This is a genomic window from Polyangium jinanense, assembly GCF_028435365.1.
In genome coordinates this window covers 1-23,297 of record NZ_JAGTJJ010000092.1, presented here as the reverse complement: position 1 = coordinate 23,297, position 23,297 = coordinate 1, and the positions used below count along the sequence as shown (strand labels likewise).

The 23,297-nt window shown below is 68.1% G+C and carries 21 protein-coding genes; 11 read left to right on the top strand and 10 right to left on the bottom strand.

Translation table 11 applies throughout. The features are described 5' to 3' along the window. Window positions 1-58 precede the first annotated feature (58 nt). The 4 genes from KEG57_RS51740 (at window position 59) to KEG57_RS51725 (ending at window position 3,820) form a co-directional block, all read left to right on the top strand. Complete coding sequence (locus KEG57_RS51740) at window positions 59-712, top strand: hypothetical protein (RefSeq protein WP_272427484.1); 654 nt, start codon at window positions 59-61, stop codon at window positions 710-712. A gap of 15 nt (window positions 713-727) precedes the next feature. After that, a complete protein-coding gene (locus KEG57_RS51735) occupies window positions 728-1,150 on the top strand; it encodes an STAS/SEC14 domain-containing protein (protein ID WP_272427485.1) in 423 nt (140 codons plus the stop codon). Between the two features lie 87 nt (window positions 1,151-1,237). Further along, on the top strand, window positions 1,238-2,863 hold the full coding sequence (locus KEG57_RS51730; RefSeq protein ID WP_272427487.1) for an ABC-F family ATP-binding cassette domain-containing protein: 1,626 nt from the start codon (window positions 1,238-1,240) through the stop codon (window positions 2,861-2,863). A gap of 24 nt (window positions 2,864-2,887) precedes the next feature. Continuing rightward, the gene (locus KEG57_RS51725) at window positions 2,888-3,820 is read left to right on the top strand and encodes a GNAT family N-acetyltransferase (RefSeq protein ID WP_272427489.1); all 933 of its coding nucleotides are present in this window, start codon (window positions 2,888-2,890) and stop codon (window positions 3,818-3,820) included. On the opposite strand, the gene KEG57_RS51720 is transcribed toward KEG57_RS51725, so the two are convergent. The 5 genes from KEG57_RS51720 to KEG57_RS51700 form a co-directional block, all read right to left on the bottom strand. Further along, window positions 3,778-5,829, bottom strand: coding sequence for a glucosidase family protein (locus tag KEG57_RS51720; RefSeq protein WP_272459972.1), 2,052 nt, complete (start codon window positions 5,827-5,829; stop codon window positions 3,778-3,780). The two genes, KEG57_RS51725 and KEG57_RS51720, sit on opposite strands and share 43 nt — an antisense overlap. A 131-nt stretch (window positions 5,830-5,960) precedes the next feature. Continuing rightward, window positions 5,961-7,259, bottom strand: a complete 1,299-nt coding sequence (locus KEG57_RS51715; protein WP_272427492.1) for an aspartate aminotransferase family protein — start codon at window positions 7,257-7,259, stop codon at window positions 5,961-5,963. Between the two features lie 14 nt (window positions 7,260-7,273). Next, a complete protein-coding gene (locus KEG57_RS51710; protein WP_272427494.1) occupies window positions 7,274-7,861 on the bottom strand; it encodes a Maf family protein in 588 nt (195 codons plus the stop codon). Further along, entirely contained in the window at window positions 7,849-9,111 is a 1,263-nt protein-coding gene (locus KEG57_RS51705; RefSeq protein WP_272427495.1) for an STAS domain-containing protein, read from the bottom strand. Before KEG57_RS51705 ends, KEG57_RS51710 begins: the two co-directional genes overlap by 13 nt. Window positions 9,112-9,234: 123 nt before the next feature. Next, entirely contained in the window at window positions 9,235-10,632 is a 1,398-nt protein-coding gene (locus KEG57_RS51700; protein ID WP_272427497.1) for an MATE family efflux transporter, read from the bottom strand. A gap of 81 nt (window positions 10,633-10,713) precedes the next feature. Here KEG57_RS51700 and KEG57_RS51695 point away from each other — a divergent pair, with 81 nt between their 5' ends. Together KEG57_RS51695 and KEG57_RS51690 are read left to right on the top strand one after the other, a co-directional pair. Further along, the gene (locus tag KEG57_RS51695) at window positions 10,714-11,610 is read left to right on the top strand and encodes an ATP-grasp domain-containing protein (protein ID WP_272427498.1); all 897 of its coding nucleotides are present in this window, start codon (window positions 10,714-10,716) and stop codon (window positions 11,608-11,610) included. 71 nt (window positions 11,611-11,681) lie between these two features. Further along, window positions 11,682-12,665 carry a PEGA domain-containing protein gene (locus tag KEG57_RS51690; RefSeq protein WP_272427499.1) on the top strand — a complete coding sequence of 328 codons (984 nt, stop codon included), beginning with the start codon at window positions 11,682-11,684 and terminating at the stop codon, window positions 12,663-12,665. On the opposite strand, the gene KEG57_RS51685 is transcribed toward KEG57_RS51690, so the two are convergent. Then, the gene (locus tag KEG57_RS51685; protein ID WP_272427500.1) at window positions 12,616-13,362 is read right to left on the bottom strand and encodes an MYXO-CTERM sorting domain-containing protein; all 747 of its coding nucleotides are present in this window, start codon (window positions 13,360-13,362) and stop codon (window positions 12,616-12,618) included. The genes KEG57_RS51690 and KEG57_RS51685 overlap by 50 nt on opposite strands. 102 nt (window positions 13,363-13,464) lie before the next feature. Here KEG57_RS51685 and KEG57_RS51680 point away from each other — a divergent pair, with 102 nt between their 5' ends. Both KEG57_RS51680 and KEG57_RS51675 read left to right on the top strand, forming a co-directional pair. Next, window positions 13,465-15,282 (top strand): NHL repeat-containing protein, encoded by a 1,818-nt coding sequence (locus KEG57_RS51680; protein ID WP_272427501.1) that lies wholly within the window; start codon window positions 13,465-13,467, stop codon window positions 15,280-15,282. Window positions 15,283-15,333: 51 nt separating this feature from the next. Continuing rightward, window positions 15,334-16,620: a serine/threonine-protein kinase gene (locus KEG57_RS51675; protein ID WP_272427502.1), complete on the top strand. Its 1,287-nt coding sequence runs from the start codon at window positions 15,334-15,336 to the stop codon at window positions 16,618-16,620. Here KEG57_RS51675 and KEG57_RS51670 read toward each other — a convergent pair whose 3' ends face one another. Next, a complete protein-coding gene (locus KEG57_RS51670; RefSeq protein WP_272427503.1) occupies window positions 16,621-17,712 on the bottom strand; it encodes a hypothetical protein in 1,092 nt (363 codons plus the stop codon). A 28-nt stretch (window positions 17,713-17,740) separates the two neighbouring features. Next, window positions 17,741-18,451, bottom strand: a complete 711-nt coding sequence (locus tag KEG57_RS51665; protein WP_272427504.1) for a dienelactone hydrolase family protein — start codon at window positions 18,449-18,451, stop codon at window positions 17,741-17,743. 432 nt (window positions 18,452-18,883) lie between these two features. Here KEG57_RS51665 and KEG57_RS51660 point away from each other — a divergent pair, with 432 nt between their 5' ends. Beyond that, on the top strand, window positions 18,884-19,486 hold the full coding sequence (locus KEG57_RS51660; protein ID WP_272427505.1) for an RNA polymerase sigma factor: 603 nt from the start codon (window positions 18,884-18,886) through the stop codon (window positions 19,484-19,486). Here the strand turns inward: KEG57_RS51660 and KEG57_RS51655 are convergent. Both KEG57_RS51655 and KEG57_RS51650 read right to left on the bottom strand, forming a co-directional pair. Then, window positions 19,443-20,237: a hypothetical protein gene (locus tag KEG57_RS51655; RefSeq protein WP_272427507.1), complete on the bottom strand. Its 795-nt coding sequence runs from the start codon at window positions 20,235-20,237 to the stop codon at window positions 19,443-19,445. The genes KEG57_RS51660 and KEG57_RS51655 overlap by 44 nt on opposite strands. A 66-nt stretch (window positions 20,238-20,303) precedes the next feature. Then, entirely contained in the window at window positions 20,304-21,104 is an 801-nt protein-coding gene (locus KEG57_RS51650) for a hypothetical protein (RefSeq protein WP_272427508.1), read from the bottom strand. A gap of 544 nt (window positions 21,105-21,648) precedes the next feature. On the opposite strand from KEG57_RS51650, the gene KEG57_RS51645 reads away from it, so the two are divergent. Further along, window positions 21,649-22,818: an esterase/lipase family protein gene (locus KEG57_RS51645; protein ID WP_272459971.1), complete on the top strand. Its 1,170-nt coding sequence runs from the start codon at window positions 21,649-21,651 to the stop codon at window positions 22,816-22,818. A 172-nt stretch (window positions 22,819-22,990) separates the two neighbouring features. Beyond that, window positions 22,991-23,297 (top strand): hypothetical protein (locus KEG57_RS51640; protein WP_272427511.1); only part of this gene is annotated, 307 nt, incomplete at its 3' end.

Genomic DNA, 23,297 nt, shown 5'->3' with positions numbered 1-23,297 from the left:
AGAGAAGGCGAATCCGGGCGACGCGGTTCGCGCGTAGGCCCCACGGAGGAGCTTCTACATGATCCATTCCCGCCTCGGTTTTGCTTCGATCCTCGGATTGGTCCTCGTCTGCGCGGCCGTTACCGCGTGCGGCGACGAAAACAGCGGCAGCGGAGGCGCGGGGGGCAATGCGGGCGCGGGCGGCACCGGCGGCACCGGCGGCAGCGGCGGCACCGGCGGCGCAGGCGGCGCAGGCGGCAGTGGCGGTAACGGCGGCGCAGGCGGTAACGACCTCGTCATGACCGAAGCCGATTTAGATTGCATCCTCGGCTGGGAGAAGGTCCGCTCGTTCCGCGTCACGAACAAGCTCGGCAACCTCGATGCCACGCTCGCCGCGGCCAATGCCCCCGGCACGACGGATTACCCCGTGGGCACCGTGATCCAGCTCGTCCCCTTCGAGGCGATGGTCAAGCGCGCGCCGGGATTCGCCGCGGAGTCGAACGACTGGGAGTTTTTCTTCCTGGAAGTCTCGGAGATGGGCACGAAGATCGTGCAGCGCGGCTCCACGGACGTTGTGAACCAGTTCGGCGGCAATTGCCTCGATTGCCATAAAAAGGCCCTGCCCGAGTTTGACTTCGTCTGCGAGAAGGAGCACGGCTGCGATCCGCTGCCCCTCACGGACGACGAGATCCAGATGGTGCAGAACGGCGATCCGCGCTGCCCGATGCCCTGATCTCCGATTGAATCGATGGACGAGGAGATCCGCATCGGCAGGCACATGCTCCACTTCGAGCAGGAGGACCTGCTCGTGATGGAGTTTCATGGCGATGTGGAGGACGGCGAAATGTCCGCGATTTTTCGGGTCCACGACGAGCGGCTCCTCGCGCTCGGCCGGATCTTCGTGCTCGCCGACGTCCGGCAGGCCACGGCCATGTCGCGGATGGCAAAAGGCGAAGGGCTCGGCCGGCCGAAGCCCTTGCCGCCGCACGTCGTGGCCGTCGTCGGCGCGCCTTACTCCATCCGGGTCCTGATCGAGCTCATCGCGCGCGCCACCAAGCTGCTCACGGGCGGCGCGACGACGCTGCGGTTCTTCGAGACAATCGCGGAGGCGCGAGCCTACCTCGAAGAATGCCGGCGCAGCTGGAAGCCGAGCGTGCCGCCCCCCGCGTGAGCTTTCTGCCGATCCTCCATCCTCCGGAGGACGGCGTGTTTTTTTCGGATGCGTTAGGGCCTTCCGTCCGCTAAGTAGGCGCCCCGCATGATCCGGCTCGACTCCATTGGCAAGCGCCACGGCAAGCAGATCCTCTTCGTCGAGGCCTCTGCCGCCGTCAACCGCGGCGAGAAGATCGGCCTCGTCGGCCCGAACGGTTCGGGCAAGACCACGCTCTTCCGCATGATCACCCGCGAGGAAGCGCCGGACGAGGGGCAGATCGCCATCGATCGTGGCGTCACGGTGGGGTATTTCCGGCAAGACGTCGGCGAGATGAAGGGCAAGAGCATCGTCGCCGAGACGATGGACGGCGTCGGCCCCGTCTCCGAGATCGCGGCCGAGCTCGCCGAGCTCGAAGCGGCGCTCGCGGATCCCGATCGCGCGGACGAGATGGAGGAGCTGCTCGAACGATACGGGCAGGCCCAGGCGAAATGGAGCGAGCTCGACGGCTATGCGCTCGACGCGCGGGCGCGGGAGATCCTCGCGGGCCTCGGCTTCTCGAACGAGCTCATGGATCGTGACGTCGGCACACTCTCCGGCGGCTGGAAGATGCGCGTGGCGCTGGCCAGGATCCTCCTGCTCCGGCCCGACGTGCTCCTGCTCGACGAGCCGACGAACCACCTCGACATCGAGTCGATCATCTGGCTCGAAGGTTTCTTGAAGTCGTACGAGGGCGCGCTCGTCATCACCGCCCACGATCGCGCCTTCATGAACCGGCTCTGCACGAAGATCCTGGAGATCGACGGCGGCGAGCTCACCACGTTCACGGGCAATTACGATTTTTACGAGCGGCAACGCGCGATTGCCGCCGAGCAGGCCGAGGCGCAATACGAGCGGCAGCAGGCGATGCTCGCGAAGGAGATGCGCTTCATCGAGCGGTTCAAGACCCACGCGGCGAAGGCGGCGCAGGTGCAGAGCCGGGTGAAGAAGCTCGACAAGATCGACAAGCTCGAGCCGCCGAAGAAGAGCAAGCGGCCGCAGATGTTCGATTTCCGGGCGCCCCCGCGGTCCGGCGAGGACGTCGCGAAGCTCGACGGCGTGGTGAAGCGTTATGGCAGCCGCGCGGTCTACGAGGGGCTCGATTTCCTGGTGCGGCGGCGCGAGCGGTGGTGCGTGATGGGCGTGAACGGCGCGGGCAAATCCACGCTGCTCAAGATCATCGCCGGCGAGCTCACGCCGGACGCGGGCGGAGCGTCGCTCGGGGCGAGCGTGAAGCTCGGGTATTTCGCGCAGCACGCGATGGACGTGCTCGACCCGGAGCTCACGGTGGTCGGCACGCTCATCCATTCCTTCCCCGATGCCTCGCTCGGCACGCTGCGCACGCTGGCGGGTTGCTTCGGCTTCTCGGGTGACGACGTGGACAAACCCGTCCGCGTGCTCTCCGGCGGGGAGAAGGCGCGGCTCGTTCTTGCACGGATGCTCTACGATCCGCCGAATTTCCTCGTGCTCGACGAGCCGACGAACCACCTCGACATCGCCACGAAGGAAATGCTGGTGGAGGCGCTTTCCAACTTCGAGGGGACGATGCTGTTCGTGTCCCACGATCGCCATTTCCTCGCGGCGCTCTCGAACCGCGTGCTCGAATTGACCCCGGAAGGCGTGCACAAGTACGGCGGCGGGTACCTCGAATACGTGGCCACGAGCGGGCACGAGGCGCCGGGGCTTCGGCGGTAGCAGGCGCCTTCGTTTTCCTCCCCCATGGCGACACTCGAGATCATCGAGGATGACGAGGCCCTTCGGGACTGGGTCGACGTCGTCGACGCTGCGGATGTCTGGGGGATTCCCTCGTTCGAGGATGCGCGTCATCTGCGCGGCCTTCACCCGGGCCGCGTGGATGGGGTGCTCCGGCTCGATGGGCGCCCCGTGGGCGCGGCCTTCGTTCGACCTGCCGGCGGTGAGAGCGCGGAGCCGTGCGGGATCGCGGGCCTTTGGGTGATTCCCGCGTTTCGCTGCCAGGGCCTCGGATCGGCCATGCATCGCGCGTTCTCGGAGCACGCGCGGCGGCTCGGATTGCGTGAGCTCCAGATCGAGGCCCATGAGAGCCAGCACGACGCCCGCGTTTACCTCGAACGGCGCGGCTACGAGGAAATCGGGCGAGAGGTCGAGCTCGTGCTGGAGCTCGATGCGTTGCCCATGCCGGAGGTGAAGCCGCCGGCCGGCATCACGCTCGTGACACGGGCCGAGCGGCCCGACGTCTTGGCCGGCATGTACCAGGTCGCGAAGGAAGCCATTCCCGATATCCCCGTGGACGAGGCCGACGAGGTGGGTTCGTTCGAGGAATGGCTCGCGACGGACATGGACAGGCCCATCCATACGCACGACCTCACGTTCATCGCAATGGAAGGCGCCGAGGTGGTGGGGTATGCGGTGCTCCAGCGTGGTCGAGGCGGCGTCGCATTCCACAGCCTCACCGGTGTGCGGCGCGCATGGCGCGGACGAGGCATTGCAAGCGCGCTCAAGCGGGCGCAGGTGGCCGCCGCGAAGCGAGCTGGCTTCCGGCGTCTGGTGACGGAGAACGCCGTCGGGAACGAACCGATCCGGCACCTCAACGAGGTCATGGGGTACAAGCCCCTCATGAGCACGATTCTCTATCGCGGGCCGCTTCTGGACGGGGGCCGGAGCGCCAGGTAGACGGTGCTCCAGAGCTGGAGCGCATTCGATTCATCCACGTGGCCGCGCGCCTGGCCAAACGGGATGAGCACCGCCTTGCCGCCCCGGGGCTCCCAGCTCCACAGCTCTTCGGCGCGCCGCGCGTGGGTGGCCTCGATGCCCTCCCACAACGCGCGTTCGGCCAGGAGGAGCGCTTCGCGCGTGGCGTCCGGTAGGTCCTTGCGCGAGAGTTGCCGGGACAGACCCGCGGCCATGGCGGCTTGTTGCCACGACCAGACCACGGTCCCGTGATAATCGGCGCGCGTGAACATCGCGGCGAGGGCAGGATCGCCTGCATACGCAGGATTCGCGACCAGCATGCCGACGTCCGTGCGAAGCCCGGCCGGGAACGGGCGCAGGAGGTCGTGGGCCACGAGCGTGAGAAGCTCGGGCGAGGGCTCGTCGAAGAGCAGGACGAATGCCGTGTCCGAATGCATCACCGGGATCGGTTTGCCCGCGGCGTCGAGCGCGAGGGCAAAGAAGCGGATCGGGACGTCGATCGATGCGACCGCAAGAGCGCCGTCGAGACCGACCGCGGCCGCGTATTCGCTCACGCGCGCGCGCGCCGCCTCCGCGGGGATCTCCACCCTGAAAAAGCGCTCGACCCCCTTCCATGCATCGGAGAGGGCGCGTGCCTCGCTGGCCGCAGCCGGATCCGGGCCGAGGAGATCGCTCGCGAAGAGGCGCGCGGCGGCGCGCAGGGCGGCCGGGACGAGGGCCACGTTGACGTCGAATGGGATGTGCCCACCGCCGAGCCCCTGATTCGAATCGCGCCAGTTGCCCACGGGAAGGCCTGGTTTCAGCGAGACCAGCGTTTCGGGGCCTGGGTGTTTCGCGAAGGGGGCCGCGCGGGCGAGGACCAGCGCGAGGTTTTGCCGGAGCACGTCGCGATAAAGCATGCCCGAAGGCGTCTTGCAGGCGAGGAATCCTCGGGCACGCGTGCTCCCCGCGGGCATGTCGAGCAGATAGGCCGCGGCCATGGGGGCGAGGAGAAAATCGTCGTCGACCATCTTGTAATCGAGGACGGGCGCGCGCAGATCCGCGGGCCGCGGGGTCGCCATGGCATTGAGCCACACCGCATACTCGCCGATGGCCTCCTCGTGCGCGACGTCGCCGTCCGGGGCGAGCCGATCGAGCACCGAGCCGAGCCCCGCTTCGATCGCAGGGGGCTCGAGGGCGGGCAGGAGCATGTGCAATGCGAGCAGGGTGTCGCGTCCGAAATAGGTCAGGAAGCGCCAGGAGCCGGCGAGGAGCTTTTCTTGAAAAGATAGGAAGGAGAGGGCCCGGCGTGCCTGCGCGTCGCTTGCCGCATGCACATTGAGGAGATCCTCGACGGGAAACGGCGCGAGCGGCGCCTCGTCCTGGAGGGCCGTGGCGAGGAAGTGAACCTCGCCTTCGGGGCCCGCATGAAGGACGATATCGTCGTTTTCGCGTGTGACGGTGGAGCCCTCTCGGGGCTCGATGCGGAGCTCGATACGTCGGCCGTCCAGCATGGTGCGGCGCAGGGCGAAAGGCGGTCCGGGATCGACCTCGTGCGCGAGCGAGGGCGCCCCAGGACCGAGGCCTCCGGCCATCTCGTCTCGCAGGAATCGAATGCCGGCCAGCATGGCGTGGTGGATGCGCAAGGCGGGCGCACGGGCGACGAGGTGCGCCGTGACGCCGCGCATGCCATCGGGCTCTTCGACGCCGTCGAGCGTGGTGAGAGGCGCGAGCTCGAATGCAGCAGGCTGCACGAGGGGCGCGAATCCGAGGACGATGCCGGCGTTCCCCGCGGGAAAAGCGACGAGGAGGCGGGGGACGGGGCCGGAGGTCGTGAGGAGGTGCGCCGCGATCGGGCCGCGGCGATAGAAGTGATTGGTGATGGATCCAGCCATGATGTCGAAGCGCAGAAGCTCGGGGGCAGGGGAGGGCGCGGCGAGCCGTGGCGGCGTGACGTCCGTGCCGTGATCTGCATAGCCGCGGTTCGTGCAAGCGGCGAGTGCCAAGAGCACGCCGGTCAAAATGCGGAATCCGTGCGATCGCGGAAGGCTTGGCGTGGGCGGCGTGCGCATGGGCTTCCCCACGGCGGGGGAATGCAAAGAGGGCGCCGGAGCCGCCGGTTCCGTTTTGGCTGCCTTTTCCGTTACACGAGCTCCGCGATCGTATCGATTTCCTCCCGCAGCGCCGTCACGAACGCGTCGAGCTCGTTTTCCTCGATATCGAGCCGCGGCTGGAGTCGGAGCGTATTCCAACGGTGGCCGCACACGAAGCAATAATAGCCCCGCTTGTACATGCGATGGCAGACGAGTAGGCCAATCGGCGAATGCCCGTCGAGCTCGTCCATGCCGAAATGCTCGAACGAGAGCCACGGGTGGTCCGTCGCGCTGAGCTCGACGCCCGCGATGAGCCCCGCGCCGCGCACCTCCACGACGAGCGGCGAGCCCGCGAGTGCGCGCCTGAGCCCCGCTTGAAAATGGTCGCCGCGCGCCTTGGCCACGGCGAAGACCTCGGGCGAGAGCAGGTCGAGCATCGCGAGCGCCGCGACGCAGGACATCGCATTGCCGCCGAACGTCACGTTGTGCGCCTCCGCCGTGGCCATGTCCTTGCCATAGGCGCGCAAAAACGTGTCCTTGCGCGTGAGCATGGCCGAGCACGGCAAGAGGCCGCCCCCGAGCGCCTTCGCCAGCACGATCACGTCCGGGCGGCGTGGCCAGGTCGTGGTGCCGAGGAAACGACCGAGCCGGCCGAGACCGGTCTGCACCTCGTCCGCCACGAGCAGCGTGCCGTGCTTCGTGGTGAGCTCGCAGAGAGACGTTATGTATCGGTCCGACAAAGGGAACACGCCGCCTTCGAGCTGGATCGGCTCCACGATGATCGCGGCCACGTCCTCCGGTTCGAGCGCGCGCGCGAGCGCGTCCACGTCCTCGGGCGGGACGGGCGAGACGCCGGGAAGGTGGGGCGCGAAGGGATCACGGAACATGCCGGGGTTCATGAGCGCGCAGCTCCCCATCGTGGTGCCGTGATACGCGCCGAGCAGCGAGAGCACGCGCGGGCGCCCCGTCGCGGCGCGCGCGAGCTTCATCGACGCCTCGACCGCGTCGCTGCCGGACATCCCGAAAAACGCGTTGTCGTAGCCCGTCCGCTCGAAAAGCGCGCGCCCGAGCCGCCCCGCGTAAGGATTGACCCGCGACGGATACCAGGACGGCGCGTCGGTCGCGAGCCAATCCCGCACGGCATCGGCCACGGCCGCGACACGGTGCCCGAGCGATTGCGTGCCATGCAGATCCTCGATGAGCCGTCCGCCCTCGTCGACGAGTTTTCCGTCGCGCGTCCCGGCAATACGATACGGCTCGCCCGTCATGGCGACCCGCGCGGCGACGAGCGGATTGACGAATCGACGGAAATCCTCGACGCCTTTGCGCAGAATCTCCGCGTGATCCATGGAGGCCATTCTCGTCACCTCGCGAGATCGAGCGGCTCGATCCCGGCTTCGCGCAGGAGGCGGCAAAGCGAGAGCAAGGGCAAGCCCACGATGGCCGACTCGTCCCCGCCGCGCACGGATTCGAAGAGGCCGATGCCACGCTTCTCGAAGAGATACCCGCCCGCGCTGCCCACCGGATCGTCGAGCGTGACGTATCGATCGATGAGCGCCGGCGAAAGCGGCCGCATCGTGAGCTCCACCGTGACCGTCTCGCCGAGCATTCGGCCCTCGGACGGCGACCAGAGCACGACGGCCGTGTGCAGCATGTGCGTGCGTCCGGAGAGCTCGGCGAGCTGGGCCCGGCAGTCGTCCTGGCTCTCGGTTTTTCGCAGGATGTGACCGTCGTATTCGGGCACCTGATCGGCGCCGATGACCCACGTCCCCGGCGCCGCTTCGAGGCTCTTCGCCTTGCCCTCGGCGAACGCGCGGGCGACGTCCCGGGGCGAAAGTCCCTCGGGCGGGATCTCGTCGAAATGAGGCGCGCGGGCTTCGTAGGGGAGGCCGAGGCGGTCGAGCAGCGCGCGGCGGAAGCGGGACGTGGATGCGAGGATCAGCCGGTCCATCGCCGGGGAGCATACCCCTCGGCGTGGGTTCCGCGAAGCGCGCGAGCGACCCCGTCCTGCAGCGTGCTGCACGAGACGAGGCAGCCGAAGTTCGCGTCGAGCGCGAGGAGCGTCTGCGCGACGGGCCCGCGGATGCCCGTCAGGAACACACGCGCGCCGAGGAGCGACGCCGCGCGGGCCGCGCGCAGGATGCCGTGCGCCACGTGCGAGTCGACGTCGTTCACGCCCGTGATGTCGAGGATCGCCACGCGCGCGCCCCGCCGCGAGATGCCTTGAAGCAAGGTCTCGAGCATCTGCTCGGTGCGCTGCTCGTTCAGCGCGCCCACGAGCGGCATCAGGATCACGCCCTCGGCGATCGGCAGGAGCGGCGTCGAGAGCGCGCGGATCGCTGCCGCTTGCGAGGCGATGATCTCCTCCTGGAGCTTTCCGCGCGCCTGCTCCGCCGCGATGAGCGGGCCCTTGTCGCGCAAGAGCCAGAAGCGCGCGGGCATCCGATCGCTGCGGCCCGGCGCGATGAACGAGAGGATGTCCGCTTCGAAGAGCTCGCCGTTCGCACGAAACAGATGGAGCTCGCCGCGCGCGCGGCCTTCGCGAAGGGCCGTGTTCGCGAGCGCTGCGAGCGCGCTTCGTTGCTCGTCCGGGACGAGCGTCGACATCATGCGACCCGGGATTCCTTCGCTGCCGAACGTTTCCTGGAAGGCCGTGTTCGCGTAGAGGAGCATCGTCCCCTCGCCGCCCGCGAGCACGACCGGGTCGGGCGAGGCATCCACGAAGTGACGGAACAACGTGGCGTCGGCCGCCTCGCGCGCGTCCGGGCCGTGGAAAAACGCGTCGACCGCCGTGAGCACCGCGGTGAACGCTTCCATGAGCCGATGCACGCCGGCCCGGGCCTCGGGCACGCCCGCGACGACCGCGTCCATCGCGACGTCGAGGTAGTCCTGCCGGCACCCCTCGACGAGCTGGAGCACGAGGTGCACGCCTCCGCCGAGCGTCACCTGACTCTCGCACCACCCCCGCGCGCGCGTCTCGAGGTCGGAGAAATCGGGGGCCGCGAGCGCGTTTGCGTACGCGAGCACGTCCTCGGTGACGGGCGCGACGAGGAACTCCTCGGGGGCTTGCGCGAGCCAGGGCAGGATGCGCCGCAGTCGCTCCATCTCACGTGCGACCAGGACGTCACGACGCCCGAGCAGCGCCGCGCGAAACGCGGCGAGGGGATGCTCGTCCAGCGGGGAGCGAACCTCGGAGCTCATGCGGAATGGACAAGCGAAAATCGTGCACGGCACGGAGGACGCGAGATCCAAGGGCCCGGGGCGGTGCGCGCGTTGCGGATCTGCGACGCGCGCCCACGGCCCCTTTCATACGTGCACGACCCTTCAGACGGGCGGTAGCTCCGAGCCGGTGAGATCGAGCCTGCGCCATACGCCGCTCCGGAAGCGCAAGAGCAGGATGACGGCCATGAGCGCGATGTACCCCGTCAGCCAAAAGACGACCCACCCGATGCCGCCGCCGAGCACCCGTACGGAAATGAACGAGCCCGGCACGAAGACGCACCACGCCACGATCCCGCGGACCCAGGCGGTGAAGGCCGTGTCTCCCGCGGCGCGCAGCGACTCGGCCAGCGTCATCACCGTCGCGTCGAAGATCTGCCACGTGATCGAGAGCGTGAGGATACGCGCCGTGATGTCGAGGAAGGCCTCGCGCTCCGCCCCGGGCGGCGCGAAGGGGAGCATGCAGTACCGCGCGAACACGAGGTAGACGAGGCCCACGAAGCCCATCCAGCCGCACGCCACGAGGGCCGTGAGCTTCACCGTCTTCGGCACTTGATCGAGATCCTTCGCGCCGATCGCTTGCCCCACGAGGATCGCCCCCGCGCTCGTCAGGCCGAACGCGGGCATGGCCGCGACCTGGTTCACCTCCATCGAGGCCATGAACGAGGCGAGCGTGGTCGTGCCGAGCCCGTTGATCACGAGGTTGATGAACAAGGAGAACGCGCCGAACTCGACGAACCAGTTGAGCCCCGACGGGATGCCGAACCGCAGCATGCGACCGAGCTCCGAGAGACGGAGCTTCGCCTTGCCTTGGCGGGCGCTCGGGTGCTCGCCGAAGCCGGCAAGGAAACACCCGAGGAGCACGAGGAAAGCGGTCAACGTCGCGAGTGCGCTCCCCAGCGCCGAGCCGACCACGCCGAGCGCGGGCGCGCCGAGGTGCCCCGAGATGAACACCCAGTTCAGCACGACGTTGAGCACCATGCAGAGGACCTGCGTGGCCATGGGCAGGCGCGGGTTGCCAAGCCCGCCGTAATAGTTGCCGAGCGCCTCGAGCCCGATCGCCGCGCCGCCCGTGCAGAGGCGGACGGTGAGCCATTGCTGCATGAGCGTCGCAACGGCGGGCGTGTAGCCGATCGCCGCGACGGCGCGTGGCATGACGAGGATGCCCGCGAAGTAGAGGACCTGCGCCATCGCAGCCACGGCGAGGCCATAAAACCCGTACCGGCGTGCCCCGGCATGATCGCCGCGGCCATAGAGCTGCGACGCGAAGCTCGACACGATGAAGACCACACCCATCGGCAGGATGAAGAAGGCCATCAAGTTGAGCCCGCCCGTGGTCGTGGCGGCGAGGCTGTCCTGACCGAGGTGCGAGACCATGGCGGCATCGGACACGCTGACCACGACCTGCGCCGAGCGTGAGATGATGATCGGCCACGCGAGATTGAGGAGGCTCCGCAACGAGGGACCGTGCGCGGCGGGCGTGATGTGCGCGGCGTCCAGCATGGGGGGCGGAGGTTTGACATCAGAGGGGGCGGCGCGCTCGCATCGCTCGCTTCGCATGCGAGTTTGAGGCAAGAAAGCGACATGCCGAAAACCCGCCTGGCCATCGCGACGTGCGCCCGTCTGCCCGAGCTCGACGTCGACGACGCGCTCTTCCGCGAGGCCCTCGAAGCGCGAGGGATTGCTCATCGTTGCCTCGTCTGGGACGACCCGAACGCGCCCTGGGACGAGGCCGATCTCGCGCTGCTCCGCAATCCTTGGGACTACTGGGACGGGCCCGGCCGCAGGGATGCGTTCGTCGCGTGGGCCGAGCGGACGGCCGCGCGTGTACCGCTCTGGAACGGGGCCGACGTCATCCGCGAGAACACGCACAAGTCCTACTTGCGCTCGCTCGAAGCGGCCGGCGTGCCCGTGGTCCCGACGCTCTGGCTCGCGCATGGCGAGCGCGCCGAGGGGCTCGCGCGGCGCATCGAGGCGCGTGGTTGGTCCGAGGTCGTGATCAAGCCGGCGGTCTCGGCGGGCTCGGTGGGCGCGAAGCGGATCGACGCGCGGAAAAACCCCGACGAGGCGGAGGCGCATGCCGCGTCGCTCGTCGTGTCGGGTGAGGTGATGGTGCAGCCGTACCTGCGTTCGATCGAGTCGGAGGGCGAGCTTTCCGTCGTATTTTTCGGCGGCGAGCCGAGCCATGCGGTGCGGAAGGTGCCGTGCGCGGGCGATTTTCGTTCGCAGCCGGAGTTTCAGAGCCGCATCTCGTCCGCGCCGATCGAAGCCGAGGCACTTCACGTCGCCCGCGCCGCGTTCGCGGCCGTGGGCAAGCCGCTCCTCTACGCCCGGGTCGATCTCGTGCGAGGCGAAGGCGGCGCGCTCCAGCTCATCGAGCTCGAGCTGACCGAGCCGAGCCTGTATTTCCGCTGGAGCGAGGGTGCGGCGGCACGGTTCGTCGAGGTGATCGTTTCGCAGCTCGAAACGCTTCGTCGGTAAGGGGAGCCTCTTCCCACCCTGCGCCACGCGCGTATTCTGCGAGGAGCGCCAGAAGCGCGGAGGATCGTCCCGTGCGTTCACCTCGCCAAAGAGCTCTACGAACCACGCTCGTCGTCGCGCTCTCCACCGCGTTCTCGTTCTCGCCGTCGATGCTGCGCGCCGACCCGCAGGCCGCGCCCGCGGACGACCCGCAAGCGCGCGCCGCCGAGCGCAAGAAGGCCGGCGATCAGGCCATGGAGCTGCTCCGGTACGAGGACGCGCTCGCCGCGTACGGCGAGGCGTACGCGATCACGAAGAACCCGGCGCTGCTCTACAACATGGGCCGTGCGCTCGAAGCGTTGAACCGTTTTCCCGAGGCGCTCGACAAGCTCATGGCCTTCGACGCCGCGGCACCGCTCGACCTCAAGGCGCGCGTGCCGCGGCTGCCCACGCTCATCGCCGAGCTGCGGCAGCGCGTCGCCACGCTCGACATCGTCACGAACGTCGAAGGCGCGCGGATCGTCGTGCGAAACGTGGTCGTCGGCAAATCGCCGCTCGCCGCGCCGCTGAAGCTCGTCGCGGGGCCCGCCGAGATCGAGGTCGACGCGGAGGGTTATTTCGGCGCGAAGAAGACGGTCACGCTCGAAGGCGGCGCTGCGGAGACCGTGCGGTTCGAGCTGTTCTCCCGCGCGACCACGGGCGTGCTCACGGTGCGCGCGTCTGCGCCGTCCGCCGAGGTGCTCGTCGACGGCAAGCCGATCGGCGTCGCGCCCGTCGAGCTCAACGTGCCCAAGGGCACGCACAAGATCACCGTGCGCCACCCGGATTTTCGGGTGTACGAGACCTCGGCCGTGGTCCCGGCCGGCGGCTACAAGGCGGTGACGGCGGCGCTCGAGGCGAAGTCGGTCGTGACGCGCTGGTGGTTCTGGACGGGGCTCGGCGCGGTCGCTGCGGCGGGCGCCGCGGTCACGGTCGCGGCGTTCACGGAGCGCGCGCCGCATGCGGGGACGATCGCGCCGGGGCAGCTCACGACCGAGGCGAGCGGGGGCGGGGGCGCGACGTTGTTCCAGTTCTGAGCTTGCGGGTTCGTCCGAGGAGCGCGAGCGCGGCCATCACGAGCGCGGCGGCGCCTCCGAGGGGAGAGGTTTCCGTGAGGCGACAGCCGCAGCCGGTATCCCGAATCGGCGGATAAGGATCACCTCCGACGCCGCCGCTGCCGCCTGCGCCGCCGCTGCCGCCACCGCTTCCGCCAGCGCCACCGCTACCGCCACCGCTACCGCCTGCGCCTCCGCTTCCGCTCGTGCTGCTGCTGCTGCTGCTCGACGCGCCACCGCCTGCGCACATGCCGTCCTGGCACGTCATTCCGGCACCACATTCGGTCCCGTCGAACTTGACCACCACCTCACAACCGTTGTCCCCGCACAGATCGATTTTGCAGGGATCGTCGTGGATGCACGATTCCGGGGGCGTCGTCGGGTCCACGCAGCTACCCGCGGCGTCGCAGAGTGATGCGGACACGAAAGCAAGCGCGTCGTCGCAGTACGCCTTCTTGCAAACCGTTCCTTCTTTTGCCGGTCCGCAAAACCCGTCCTCGCCGCTGCCTTTGGCCGCGGCGGTGCATGCTTCGCAGAGACCGGTGCACGCCGTATCGCAGCAGACGCCGCCGACGCAAAAGCCCGACGCGCATTCTTCGGGAAAGCCGCAGGGATCCGCGCCGCGAGCCGGCCTTTCTGTGACGAGCAGCGCGAGCACGGCGACGATGGGGAAGGTCAATCCTCGGAGTCTTACACGATAAGGAGACATCATCCTCCGATGATACGCTCCCCGTCGCTATTTGTACCATCACGATAACGATCTGGGATATCGTGAACATCTATGGTCAACCATTCGCGGCTCCTCCGCGCGGGGCTCACCGCTCTCGTCTGCGCGGCTCCTCTCGGCTGCCTCGATCCGACCGAGGCTTTCGTGGAAATCTCGACGAATAGCTCCTGTGGTGACCTCGACAGCACGGGCATCACCGCCGGGCTGCTCGGCGAGATCGAGACCCGTCCGTACGGTACGACCACATCGCTCTGTCAAAACAATGGCGAGATCGGATCCATCGTGCTCCTGCCGCCCGAGAGCGAGCGGGAAGCGCCATTTGCTTTCAAGGTCGTCGGCAGCCTCGGCGCGCCCGTCGAAACGGCCTGCGTCGCGCCCGCGTACGGACCCGGCTGCATCATCGCGCGTCGGGCCATGCGATTCGTGCCGCACAATTCGTTCCGGGTCCCCGTGCGCCTGAGCCAGGCGTGCGCCGGCGTGCTTTGCCCCGAGGCCCAAACCTGCGTCGACGGCACGTGCCAGAGCGCCACGGTGGATCCCATCGACTGCGAAAACGACGACGAATGTGGCCCCGGGGCCAGCGTTCCGCCCGCCTGGCAAAAGAAGCTCGGCGGGCCCGGCTTTCAGATGGCGCGCCACCTCGCCCAGGGCGACGACGGCACGCTCGTCCTCACCGGCCATTTCGACGGCACACTCAACCTCGGCGACAAAGATTTGACGTCCAAAGGGGGAAACGACGTCTTCATCGCCTCGTACTCCCAGGAAGGCCAGCACCGCTGGTCGACCTCGTTCGGCGGAGCACTCGACGAAGACGTGACGCGGGCCGCGATCGACGCAAAGGGCGCGATGTACGTCCTCGCCCAGTTCCAGCAGACCGTCGATTTCGGCGGCGGCCCGCTCGTCAGCGCCGGCGGGCACGACGTGGCCATCCTCAAGCTCACGAGCTGGGGCAAACTCGAATGGTCCGTCCCATTCGGAGGCGCGCTCACGGACGTTCCGGGCGCCATCGCCGTGGGCGCGGACGGAAACATCTATGTGGTCGGCCAATTCAACGGATCCGCGGCCATCGGGAGCAAGACGCTCACGGCCGTCGGTGAATCCGATCTCTTCGTGCTGAGCCTCACGCCGTCCGGATCGGTCCGCTGGGCGAAGTCGATTGGCGGGCTGGGCCACGACAGCGGCACGGCCGCCGCGGTGGACGCGGCCGGGAATGTGTACGTGGCCGGTTATTTCGAGGGCACGGTGGATTTTGGCCTGCCCATGCCGGCGATGCCCATCAAAGCCACCGGCTCCGACGCGTTCGTGACGAGCTTCGACGCGGACGGCGAAGTGCGCTGGATGCAGCTCGTCAGCGGCGCCGCCGTCGATCGACTGCATGATCTCGCGGTGCGCGGCGATCGCGTCGTGTTTGCCGGCAGGGGCACGGCGAGCACCCGGATCGGCGATCAGGTGTTCGATGCCTCCGATTCGACGGGGCTCGTCGGGGCTTTCGACACGGGCGGGAAGCTCGCGTGGGCAAACCTCTTCGGCGGCGACGGGGACGGGACAGGCGAGAACGTGGCGATCGCCGCGGACGAATCCATCGTGGTCAGCGGCGAGATCAGCCTGGGCTCGGCGTTCGGCGCGAGCGCGCCCGCCACGGCGCCCGGCACGGACCACGCGTTCGTCGCGATCCTCGAGCGCGACGGCAAACCCCGCTGGAGCAAGGTCTTTTCGAGCTCGGACAAAGCGTTCGCCACGGGCGTCGCGGCCCCGGCGCACGGCTTCGCGCTCGTCGCGGGCTGGTTTTTGGGTGAGCTCGACGTCGGCGCGGAAAAGCTGAAATCCGAGGGTGGGTTGGATGGCTTCCTCCTGCGCGTGGCCCCGCCGTGACCCGAGATCCCTCTGGCCATCCGCGGCCGGCCGGGAGTACTCTCGTTTGTCGTGTCCGGGAGTGATGCCGAAAGTTTACCCTCGCCTGGGGCCGTCATCGCGGACAAGTACACGGTCGTCCGTGCGCTCGGCCGCGGCGGCATGGGTATCGTCCTCGAAGCCGAGCATCAGCGGCTCGGCCAGCGCGTCGCGCTGAAGCTGCTCCTGCCCGAGATTCGTTCGATGGGCGAGATCACGGCGCGCTTCGAGCGCGAGGCGCGGGCGGTCGCGCGGCTTTCGGGCCCGCACGTCGCGCGTATCCTCGACGTCGACGCGCTCCCGGACGGCAGCCCCTTCATGGTGATGGAGCTGCTCCGCGGGCGGGAGCTCGGCGACGAGCTCGACGAGCGCACGAAGATCCCCTACCGCGAGGCCGTCGGATACATTCTCCAGGCGTGCGCGGCGATGGCCGAGGCGCACCGGATGGGCATCGTCCACCGCGATCTCAAACCGGCGAACCTTTTCCTCTGCGAGACCGGCGGCCACCGCACGATAAAAGTTCTCGATTTCGGCATCTCGAAGCTCACGGGCGACGTCAATGCGTCGATGACCACGACGGCGTCCGCATTCGGCACGCCGCTCTACATGTCGCCCGAGCAGGTGCGGTCCGTGAAAAACGTCGACGCGCGCGCCGACATCTGGTCGCTCGGCGTGGTGCTCTACGAATTGCTCTCGGGCGAGCTTCCGTTTCACCACGAGAGCGCGACGGGCATCCTCGCCGCCATTCTCACGGAAAAACCTATCCCGATCGGCAAACGTTGTCCCGAGATCCCGCGCCCGCTCGCGGACGCCGTGATGCGGGCGCTCGAGAAGAACCCCGAGGACCGTTTCACCGACGTGCGCGAGTTCGCCGCGTCGATTGCGCCGTACGGGCCTCCGCGCGAGGATCCGACGCTGGCGGCGGTAGCGATCGAGCTCGAAGGCGTTGGCAAGCCGCGATCCCGCGGAAAGCGGCGGAATCTCTTCCTTGGGGCCGCGGCGGTGGTCGTCGCCGGGGTGACCGCGGCGATCGTCGTGTTGCAATCAACCGGGGGGCCGAATGCGCCATCGGCGGTGGTTCCGGTCGCCGAACCGGCCGCGCCGGCGATTCCGTCGGGCGTGCCGCAGGTCTCGCCGGTGGGAACGGCGCTTCCGCCGACGAAAGACGCGCCGCCGGCGGCGACAACAACGGTCGCGCCTTCCGCGACGGTGGCGCCGCCTCCCTTGCGAAAGCCTACGGCGGAGCCAAAAACGAGCGCCCCGCCGCCCGTGAAGACGGCACCTCCGGCGACGACGGTGCCGGACCCGAAGTATTTGTAGTCACTTGCGGCTGTTGGGGCCTCTTTCGTCCTTGGCAGCGGGCGTCATGGCCTTGGTGAGCGCATCGATCGTCAGCTCCTCGAACGGCACCGCGGCGTCGAGGGTCACGACCCAGCCGTCTTCCAGGATGGCCCGAAGGTCCGCCCAGTCGTCTGCGTCGAGGGAGAGCGAGCCGAGCGTCTGGGTGGCTTTGATTTCGGACGGCTCGATCCCCATGAGGTCCGAGAGCACGTCGAGGATTTCGCCGAGGGCACGATGGCGGGCCGTCCCGAGCTCGATGGAGGTGGGCCTGCGCCCGAGCGGTTCGCTGAAGCCCAGGTAGGCCTTTGCGGGCGCTCTCGATCCCTTGAGGATGAAGCGGTCGCTCCGGATCAACTGGTCGTAGGACTCGAGCATCCCTCGAACGAAATCGGTCACCCGAGCAAAACAACCATAGGGACCGAACCCACCCGGACGCACGGGGACGAACTCGTTTTTCTCGTAGTCCAGAATGAGCCCATGCACGGGAGGATCCTCGTCGCGCCGCTGCTCTTGGGCCACCGCCCAGTGAAAGTCAGCCTCGCCCTGGACCAGCAGCGAATAGAGCGTCGGAGAGCCCGGGACGGGCTTGAGCGAGATGGCGTCGCGGAAGAGCGCTGCATAGTCCTCGGGAGAGTCCCGGACAGCCCCGATCAGACGCTCCCAGGCGGTCACGCTGGAGCCATGGGTCGCGAACGGCGGCTTTTCGCGCTCGGGCAGCCAGACCCCCCGGCACTCTTCGATGTATTCGTAGAGCGAGAGCCAGCGGGTCGCAGTGTCCTCGGGCCAAGGTAGCGGCCGGTCGACTCCGGGCCGGGACCCGAAGCCAAAGCGGTCGCACCAAGCCAGGCCGATCGTCTGGCGGAGCGCGTTTCGACGGGTCTTCAATGCAGCCCGCCCGAGCGCCCCGAGCTCGAGCGCGGAGACCCTGGCTTCGAGCCGCACGAGGTCTGCGCGAACGTCTCCGGCGGCTTCGAGCGCGGCGAAATAGGCCTCGCGAAGGGCCATGTCAGCGGAGGGTTTCTCGAGTTTTTCGATCCACTCCGCGTTCAGCTTGGGGTCGAGAGCTGCCAAGGGCCTTACCTCCAGGGGGCGAATAGGGTCACTTGCTGAGCGCCCGACGGAACAGCGCGACGAGCGTCTCCCAATGGCGCGCAGCGCACGCCTCATCATGGACAGGCGTGTCCGCGGGGACCCAGCCATGCCGTGCCGGGTAGACCTCGATCGTGTGGCGGACATGGGCGCGGGCGAGCACGTCAGCGACGGTCGTTCGCTGCGCGTCGGTGAAGCTCGGGTCATCGGTGGCCGCGCCGATGTAGACCTCGGCCTTGATGCGGTCGTACGCGAGGTGCGGGCTGTCGGCTGCGTCGGTGACGAGGCCGCCCGGGTGGTACGCAGCAGCGGCGGTTACGCGATCAGGGTAGCTCGCCGCAGCCGACAGCGCGAGCCGCCCCCCCATGCAGTAGCCGGTGACGCCGACCTGGCCCGAGCCGAGGTGTTCGAGGTACGCGCCGATGTCGCGCAGCAGCGTGTCGGCGGTGGTGCCCTTGAGGCGGGCAAACCACGCCGCGCGGACCTCGGGATCGCTGAACAGCACGCGCGGATCAGGCGCGGTGTACGCGCCGAGGCGGTGGAACAGGTCAGGCATCAGCACGTAGAAGCCCTCGGACGACAGGCGTTCGGCGAGCGCATGCATCGCCGGGCGCATGCCGATGCCGTCGATCAGGAACAGCACGCGGGGCGCGTTCTCCGCGCCGAACACGAACGCAGGCGCAGCGCCGTCCTCGGTCTGGAGCTCGATGCGGGTGGGCATGCGGCGATGTTACCCCCGTCGGTCGCCGTTCTCAAAGAGTCCCAGCTCACCCCCGGCGTGGGTCTCTCATCTGGGAGGCGCCGCGCTGGGGCGTTGCCCCAGGCCCCACCAGGGGCTGTCCGCCCCTGGACCCGGACCAGCGCAAGCGCTGGACCCGGGGTCGATGAACTGCGCGATGCGCAGTTCATCGAACAGGCCGAGTCAAGACCAGCGACGACCTTGCCAGCCAAGGCAGCAGGATCACGGCCCCCATTCCAACCCCCCTCGCACCATTCCCGGCGGATCGTGCCTTCTCCGCCGACGAACCAATCTCACTTTTAGCGGTTGAGTTTTCCCCGGATTCGTGAGACAAAAGCAAGCGACGCCAGCCGGCGCGTTCACCACCGACCGGCGTCTGACCCGCAAACCCAACGCTACTGGAGTTCACGAGCTATGACAACGCTACACCTGCATTCTCCGCCGGCAAACTTTTCCGCGTCGCACGCCTTGCTCGGCCGCCTGTACCTCGAACACCGCGATTTCCTGCGCCGCCTCCTTCTTGGTCAGTTCATTCATCCCCGCGACGTGGATGACATCGTGCAAGACGTCTTCATCGCGGCCTGGCGCAACCTTTCGCGTCTGGTGACGCCGGAGCAGGCGCGTCCGTGGCTCGTGGTGATCGGGCTCAACCATGCGCGGAATCATCGAAAGCTGGCCCGTCACGAACGGGAGGTCTTCGCAGGATTGGCTGAGGATGTTCCCGAGCAGGAAGATGCAACCTCGCCGGAGACCCTCCTGCAGGCGACGTACGGCGTGTTCCGGCTCAAGCGATTCCTCGAGAAGGTGGGGGCGCGCGTTCGAGCCGTGATGATTCCGTACCTGGAGGGGCGTTCGATCCAGGAGATCGCCGAATCGCTCGGGCTGAAGACGAAGACCGTTCACGGTCGCCTGCGCCTCGCCCGGGAGCGTTTGGAAATGGGGAGACGAGTCACCGCAAAAAAGGGTTGGCCCGTTATGTCGGCACCTCGGGGATCTCGGGCGAGCCGGGCCAGGTGATGCCGACCTTCTGAAGCCCGCGCTGGACGGCGAGCAATTGCTTCGGTTTGGGCGTCGGGAGAAGGAGCGTCTCAAGCTCGGCGGGCGTGAACTCCGTGGGGCCCTTCAGGGCGCGGTCGGTCACCGCGTCCATGATCGCGTGGGCGGGGGCGGCTTTCGGGTCGACGAACGCCGTCACGATCGCCCCGGGGCGTGGACGATACGACTCACAAGACAGCGGCAAGAGCCGCCCGTTGTGGAGCAAGCCCCACGCGGCCAGCCGGCGGGCGCCGCAGGCCTTCGGCTTGTCGAAGAGCAAGCCTCCCACGCGATCGCCGTAAAGCCAGAAGCCCACGCCCGCCCACCTCTCCCCATGCTCCGGCCCCACGTCGAGCCTGCCGACGGCCATCACGAACGCGGGCTCGAGCTCGGCGGGGAGCCCTGGCACGGCCCCGCGCACGTCGTCCGGGCCGCCGGTCACCGCGTCGACCGAGAGGCGGAGCTGCTGGATCGGCCCCCACCCGCTCTCGCACGCGAGCCCGACGACGCCCGCCTCGGTCCACGCCACGACCTCGTAGTTTCCTTCTCCGTCGTCGTGGCGGAGGGTGCCCCGCTGGAGATCGCCCGTCCAACCCACACCGTCGATGGACGGGAAGCCGAAGCGCGAGATCCCCTCGAGGCAGCCTTCCAGGTAAGCGCGCAGCGCGGCGCGGACGATGGCGTCTCGGTCGAAGACCAGGCGTCCGAAGCGGGCGGTGACCCGTTCGTTCATGGTGTTTCGCCTAGACCCTGTCGGTCTCAGCGTCAACGGGCTCGCCGCCTGGGTCCGCCGGCCGCGTCACGGCGTGTACGGCGGAACGTTGTTGATCTGCGCCACCTCTTTTTCCGGCGGGACCTTGTTGAAGAGATGTTGGTTGAGCCTCGCCGAGATGACGGCCGCGTTCTTGTACGCGTTCGTGCCCCACGGGCAACCGCGCAGGTCCTTCCTGGGCACCACGTGGTGCACCTGCGCTTCGTCCGGGTCATAGACGCGGGGGTCTGACGGCTCTTTGAGGACGAGCTTCTCGGTGCAGATCGTTGGCTTGCACTTCTCATCCACACAAGGCCACGTGAAGCCCGCGAGATCGGAGTGAATCTCGCCGCCGTGCGCCTTGCGGTTGACCTGGAGGATCCACTTCCTCTGGCTGAGGGGCTTGCCGTCGTCGCCGACCTGGCCGCTGGAGCAGTAGAAGTCTTTCTCCGGCTTGATGGTCGTCACCTCGACCAAGTTCCGGTACGGACCGTTCACCTCCGTCGGGACGGTCTTGATCTCGATGAGCGACGTCTGGAGCGGCGCGTCCTCGTACTTGATCGGAATCTTGTTGGCGGGATCCGAGCCGACCTGGAGCGAGTAGTCCTCCGTGCCGGCGACGGGCTGGCACGTGTAGCCCTTGTCGTACGGCGCATTCCCCGACACCTCGCCGATCTTCACGGCGTCGACACACGCGTCCTCCCACGCCTCGTAGAAGCAGTCGAACGTGCCGGCCTCGGACATGTAACAAGCGCTGCCGAACGCAGCGATGTACTTGCTGCGCAGCGCGACGTCCTCCTTCGGGTTTCCCACGAGCGGGATGCGGTAAAGCATGCACGGCTCGGGCATCGGCTCCGCACATTCGGTCGACGTGTCGGTCGAGGTGTCGGGGGGAGCAGGGCACGAATCGACAGGCCCCGGATCAAGAGGCGCCCCGCACGCACCCATCATCCATGCCCCACCGAAGCCCAACCCCAGCACGCCCAGCATTGCCCAGCGGCGTCTCCTCAATGCTCGCATGAAGTATCGAATCCCACGTTGTTCGGCCGGGCGACAAGGGAAACCGAACCAGGGGGCTCACGCTGCGCCCGGGAACCGAGCGTCCCATGACGGTGACCGGCGCGGCGGGATCCGGCGGGAGCCGCGGGAGCGGTACACAATCAGATTTCTCTTGCCGCCCCCGCCTCCGCTCCTACCCGTGCCCGTGATCCCCGTATAGGACCAAGGTCCTACAGACGTCTCCGTTCCCAAAACATATCCTCGCGTTCTCGGTCGAGCTCGGAGGGGGCATACGGCTTACCCGTGACGCGGTCGGGGTAACGACAAGAGAGGCGACGAAGTCGCCGGGAGGAGACACACCATGATCAACAACACCATCGAGAGCTGGGATCTGATGGGGCGCGTCAAGAAGGATGTGCCCGCGGCCCCCAAGCCGGACGCGGTCTGGGAGATCCCGGGCGCCAACCGGCTCGGCGGCAATGCCTACGTGTATTACGCGAACCCCAAGTTTGGCCTGACCCGACCCGTCATCCTCTCGGACGGCTTTCACCAGGGCCCGACCGACCTCAACGGGTTCTGGAACGAGCTGGAGAACGGCCAGTACGCGTTCGCCACCGAGCTGCGCCGCCGCGGCTACGACCTGGTGATCCTCGGCTACGACGACTGCACGGCCTCCATCCTGCACAACGCCGCCGTCGCTCACCGCTGCATCGAGCGGGCGATCGCCGAACGGCTCGGCTCCGCCCCTCTGACCGTCGGCGGCTTCAGCATGGGAGGCCTTATCACGCGCTACACCCTGGCCAGGATGGAGAATGACGGCATGGACCACCAGACGGCGGTTTACGTCTCCTACGACAGCCCGCACCACGGCGCCTGGATGCCGATCGGCTTGCAGGCGCTGGCGCACGCGCTGCGCGAGCTCGCGCCCCCGCTCTCCGCGCAGGTCAATAGCCCGGCTTCGCGGCAGCTTTTGTGGCGCCACATCGCCGAGCTCGGGGACACCCCGCGCGAGGACCCGGAGCGCACCAAGTTCCTCGAGGAGTTGAAGAGGGTCGGCGATTGGCCCCGGCGCCCGCGTCTGCTCGCTCTCGCGAACGGCGCTGGCAAGGGGAATAGCGGAGTCCCGGCCGGCAAGGAAGCGGTGCACGGCGTCGCCGGCGGCATACTCGACGGCTTCGCGCTCTTCTCCCAGGCCGCGGGCGATAACAAGGTGGTGTTCCGGGGCGGCCCCGGGCTCGACAACCTGGAGCAGCGCACGAGCGGGCTTCCCGAAGCCGACGGGGCGCACGGCGGAACGCTCGAATCGTTCGAGCTCGCGTTCAAGGCCCTGAACGCCGCGATTCCCGGCGCGGTCAAGTGCCCGTATCCCTCGACCAGCTTCGTCCCGACCGGCAGCGCCCTCGCGGTGGGCACCGATCCGTGGACGGACCTGTCGGCCGACATCACCATCCTGGACCCCGACAAGTTTGCCCTCGACGATTGGATGTGCGCCAGCCAGAACGAGAGGCACACGCTGATGACCGAAGAGCTCGGCACCTGGCTCCTCGAGCGATTGCCCCGGTAGCGGCAACACGCTGGAAAAAGAACGCGGTGGCGCCCCGTCCCGGGGCGCCCGCTCCCGCTCTCGCCCCCCGCTCTCGCCTCCGCTTCCGCCCCTTTCTCCCTTGACATCTCCCTCACCTTTGTAGCATGGTGGCCGCCCATACGCCTTTACACACATAAAGGGGGCATTTCCCATGGGAGAAGTCATCGCCGCGACGGCGGCCATCGAGCGCATCGACGAGGACGTCCATTCTGCATACGAGACCGCCATTGGGCGCGGGGGCGAGGTCGCCGAGACGGCTGTCGCCCGGCTGCAGGCGGGTGTCACGGCACTCGACAACGCGAAGGCGCTCCACGAGGCTGCGAAGAAGGCCGAGTCCCTCGCGTGGGCCACCGTGGCCGGCATTGATCACGACGCGGATGGCCTCATTGGCAGCGTCCGCGACGAGATGTGGAATGCCCTCGGCCGGCCCCAGCAGAGCACGCACATGGACGGCGTCT